Origin of the sequence: Cereibacter changlensis JA139, from assembly GCF_003034985.1 — a bacterium.
In the GTDB taxonomy this organism is placed as follows: Bacteria; Pseudomonadota; Alphaproteobacteria; order Rhodobacterales; family Rhodobacteraceae; genus Cereibacter; species Cereibacter changlensis.
Genome location: NZ_PZKG01000219.1, coordinates 1 through 4,416, shown reverse-complemented (window position 1 = coordinate 4,416; position 4,416 = coordinate 1). Strand labels below are relative to the sequence as shown.

General features: G+C 67.7%; 4 protein-coding genes. All 4 read left to right on the top strand.

The features are described 5' to 3' along the window. Positions 1 to 122: 122 nt before the first annotated feature. Positions 123 to 1,190 carry a polysaccharide biosynthesis/export family protein gene (locus C5F48_RS22105; protein WP_107665901.1) on the top strand — a complete coding sequence of 356 codons (1,068 nt, stop codon included), beginning with the start codon at positions 123 to 125 and terminating at the stop codon, positions 1,188 to 1,190. Then, positions 1,190 to 1,633, top strand: a complete 444-nt coding sequence (locus C5F48_RS22100) for an arsenate reductase/protein-tyrosine-phosphatase family protein (protein ID WP_107665900.1) — start codon at positions 1,190 to 1,192, stop codon at positions 1,631 to 1,633. The genes C5F48_RS22105 and C5F48_RS22100 overlap by 1 nt, the downstream gene beginning before the upstream one ends. A gap of 74 nt (positions 1,634 to 1,707) precedes the next feature. Then, entirely contained in the window at positions 1,708 to 3,003 is a 1,296-nt protein-coding gene (locus C5F48_RS22095) for a PQQ-dependent sugar dehydrogenase (protein ID WP_107665899.1), read from the top strand. A 449-nt stretch (positions 3,004 to 3,452) separates the two neighbouring features. Then, the coding region (locus C5F48_RS22090) for a glycosyltransferase family 1 protein (RefSeq protein WP_107665898.1) at positions 3,453 to 4,416 on the top strand (964 nt) is incomplete at its 3' end.

Here is a 4,416-nt window from a genome sequence, read left to right as displayed (position 1 = left end):
TTGGATTTTCGATTTTTTCTTAATTATCCAGACCTCGCGCAGGCAATGTCGGGATGCCCGGTTTTCCGGGGACGTTGCGCCGGAAGAGCATGTGCTGCGCGGCGAACTGAGGGGTGACACCGATGCGATCCTGGCTTCTGATCGGCCTTGCCTGCACCTTCGTGGCAGGCTGCGATTTCACCAAGACCTATTTCCCGGTGAAGAAGGAGCCGGTGCGCCAGGTCGAGGAGCTGCAGACCAGCGTCACCGTCATCCCGCTCACCGCGCAGAACATCGGCAATTACAGCGCCAAGCGGCAGCTAGCCGGCGGCACCACCAACGTTCCGGGCGGCAACAGCTGGAACTACCGCGTCGGCGCCGGCGACATCCTTGACGTGGTGGTCTGGGACCACCCCGAGCTGACCATGCCCTCCGGCGAGAACCGCACCCCCGAGCAGTCGGGCCTCAGGGTGCAGGCGGACGGCACCTTCTTCTATCCCTTCGTGGGCCAGATCCCGGCCAAGGGCCTGACCCCGGAAGCGATCCGCGAGAACCTCAAGCTGAAGCTCGCCGATTACATCCCCGATCCGCAGGTCGAGGTGCGGGTGGTCGGCTACAACTCGCAGTCGGTCTCGATCACCGGCGAGGTCAACACCCCCAACCGCCAGCCGCTGACCGCCACCCAGGTGACGCTGCTGCAGGCCGTGGACGCCGCCGGCGGCCTGACCGAAGACGCCGATCCCTCGGGCGTGACGCTGCGGCGCGGCGGCGCCCTTTACAACGTCGACCTGCAGGCCTTCCTCGAGCGCGGCCTCGCCTCGAACAACCCGACGCTGCAGAGCGGCGACGTGGTGAACGTGCCACGGATCACGCTGAAGGAGGCCTACCTGCTGGGCCAGATCGTCAAGGGCACCACGATCGACCTGACCCGCGAGAACATCAGCCTGACCCAGGCGCTGACCCGGGTGGGCGGGCTGAAGGAAGACCAGGCCGACGCGCGCGGCATCTTCGTGTTCCGAGACACGGATGCCGGCATCACCGTCTACCAGCTCGACGCCTCCAACCCGACGGCCTTCCTTCTGGGCACCCGCTTCACCCTGCACCCGCAGGACGTGATCTATGTCACGACGGCGCCGCTCTACCGCTGGAACCGCCTGATCACCAGCCTGCTGCCCAGCATCACCACGGTCAAGGCCGCCGACGACCTCTGATGTTCAACTCGGTGCTCGTGGTCTGTGTCGGCAACATCTGCCGCTCTCCGGTGGGCGAGCGGCTGCTGGCGGCGGGGCTCGAGGGGATCACCGTCGGTTCCGCCGGGCTGGGGGCGCTGGTCGGCCATGCCGCCGATCCGCTTGCCAGCGAGGTCGCTGCCGAGCGCGGCCTGTCGCTGGAGGGGCACAAGGGGCGGCAGTTCACCGCCGAACTCGGCCGCGAATATGACCTGATCCTCGCCATGGAGCCACGGCACCGGGCCGAGATCATCCGCATGGCGCCGCAGCTGTCAGGCAAGACGATGCTCTTCGACCAGTGGACCGGCGCGCGCGGCATCGAGGACCCGTTCCGCCGTCCGCGCGAACTGCACCGCCAGGTACAGGACCAGATCGCCCGGGCCGCCGAAGCCTGGGTGCAGAAGCTGAAACCGAAGACGCGCTGATCCCCGCCCCGCCACGGGCGGTTTCCCGGCGCTGCGGCTTGGGATAAGCTGGGCGCGAACAATGCGAGGGACATATGGCACTTTCCGGAATATTCGCGCGCGGGGTCGCCCTGGTCGGCGCGGCGCTGATCCTGAAGCGGCGCTGGGGCGTGGGCGAGGCCGATCAGGCGATGGGCACCGCGCCGGCGATCCCCCCCGCCAAGCCGCAGGCGATCCCGACGCTGAAGATGCCGACGGCGAAGGGCTGGGAGGCAGGCCGCACCCCGGTCGCCGCGCCCGGGCTGAAGGTGAACGGCTTCGCCATGGGGCTGAAGCATCCGCGCTGGATCCAGACCATGCCGAACGGCGACGTGCTGGTGGCCGAGGCGCTGTCCGAGCCGGGCGGGATCAAGTCGGTCTTCGACTACGCGATGCAGAGCACGATGAAGCGCGCCGCCGCCTCGGGCGTCAGCCCGAACCAGATCACCCTGTTGCGCGACGCCGATGGCGACGGCGTGGCCGAGGTGCGGCATGTCTACAAGGACGGGCTGAACCAGCCCTTCGGCATGGCGCTGGTCGGCGACACCTTCTACGTCGGCAACACCGACGGCGTGCTGGCCTTCCCCTACACCGAGGGCGCGACCCGGCTGGAGGGCGAGGGCAGGAAGCTCGTCAGCTTCAAGCCCGCCGGTCATTGGACGCGCAGCCTGCTGCCCAGCCCCGACGGGAAGAAGCTCTATGCCGGGGTCGGCTCGCTCAGCAACATCGCCGATGACGGCATGGCGGTGGAGGAAGGCCGGGCGGCGATCCAAGAGCTGGATCTGGAAACCGGCGCCTCGCGCATCTTCGCCGGCGGCCTGCGCAACCCGGTCGGCATGGCCTGGGAGCCGACCACCGAGACGCTCTGGACCGTGGTGAACGAGCGTGACGGGCTGGGCGACGAGACGCCGCCCGACTACCTCACCTCGGTGCAGGACGGCGGCTTCTACGGTTGGCCCTATTGCTACTGGGGCCAGACGGTCGACGACCGCGTGCCGCAGGACCCGGCGATGGTCGCCAAGGCGATCCGCCCCGACTATGCGCTCGGCGGGCACACCGCGTCGCTCGGTCTCTGCTGGATGCCGGCGGGCACCCTGCCCGGCTTCCCCGCTGGCATGGTGATCGGCCAGCACGGCTCGTGGAACCGCAGCACCCTGCGCGGCTACCGCGTGGTCTTCGTGCCCTTCGAGAATGGCAAGCCCTCGGGCCTGCCGCGCGACATCCTCACCGGCTTCCTCGCGCCGGACGAGAAGGTCTCCTACGGCCGCCCAGTGGGCGTGGCCATCGGCCCGGACGGGTCGCTGCTGGTCGCCGACGACGTGGGCGACGCGATCTGGCGCGTCACCGGCTGAGCGCATCATCCGGCAAGGGTGATCGGAGGGCGTGGCCGCGGGCCGCGCCCTTCTGCATTCCGGCGGCGGCGACATCCCCCGATTTGCCCTGAGAGGGGCAGCGCGGCGAAACCATGCAACCCCAAGTTGATATGAAAATGTTCCTGCAACCTCAGTAATTTACCGCGACGTTTCTCTGGCCCACAGCGGCGGAATCCCCTTGCGCGACAGGGAGAGTGTGTAACAGTGACGGGGTATTGCCTCGATGAGTTGCCTGCCAGTCTACGTCCGGACCCTCGCAGTGAGCATCGCTCCCGACACAGGTCCCCAACGCTGCTGTCCTGCCGCAGCCCGGGGTCCGAACGCTTCCTGCTGCTGCCAGATCCGCGACGACGAAGCTCCGCCCATTCCGGCGGGGGACGGATCGGCAGGTTCGCACAGCCCTATTTTGAGACCGAAGGATTTCGACGATGACCGCCCGCAATTGCCTTTTCATATCGACCTTCAACATGGACGCCCGGCCCTGGAGCGGCGTGCCCTTCGAATTCGCCGATGTGGTTTCCGAACTGGAGACGACCACGGTGCTGGCCCCCCGCGACCGGTTCTACGACAAGAACAACCAGAGCCGGCCGCCCTCGCTCTCGGACCGGATCGACGCCAAGCTGCGCCGGCTGCAGGGCAAATACGTGCCGCGGATGGAGCCGGTGAAGCTGGAGGAGGATTACGACGTCACCTTCTACACCTGCCAGTTCATCTACGAGATCGAGGAGATCGAGCAGATCCGCCGCTGGCGGCAACGCTCCGGCATCGCGGTGCTGTTCATCCTCGAGACCTTCTCCTCCACCTTTGGGCGCTGGAAGGACAAGCTGCGGCTGATGGACAGCTTCGACCATGTCTTCGTGCTGAACGGCTCCAGCATGGGCCAGCTCGCGCGGTACACCAGCACGCCGATCACCCAGCTTTCCACAGCGACCGACTGCCTGATGACCACGCCCTTCGCCTCGCAGCCGGAACGGGGCATCGACCTCTGCTGCCTCGGCCGCCGCGACCCCAAGCTGCATGAACGGCTGCTGGCCATCGTGCAGGAGCATGGCTGGCACTACCACTACGACGTCTGGACCAATTTCGAGATGCGCGACAGTTGGAGCGAGGTTCGCCGCTTCAACGCCGAGATGATCAAGCGCAGCCGCTACTACCTGTCCTTCGATCCGGGCGACAAGTCGGCGCTGCGCGAGTCGGTGGCCAGGGACCGGGTGCTGACCACGCGCTATTTCGAGGGCGCGGCGGGCGGGGCCGTGGTCTTGGGGTCGGCGCCCGACTGCGCCGAATATCACGACGCCTTCGACTGGCCCGATGCGCTGGTGCCGCTGCAGGGCGACCCGGCGCCGGTGCTGCGCGAGCTGGAGGCCGATCCGCAGCGGGTGGCGCGGATCC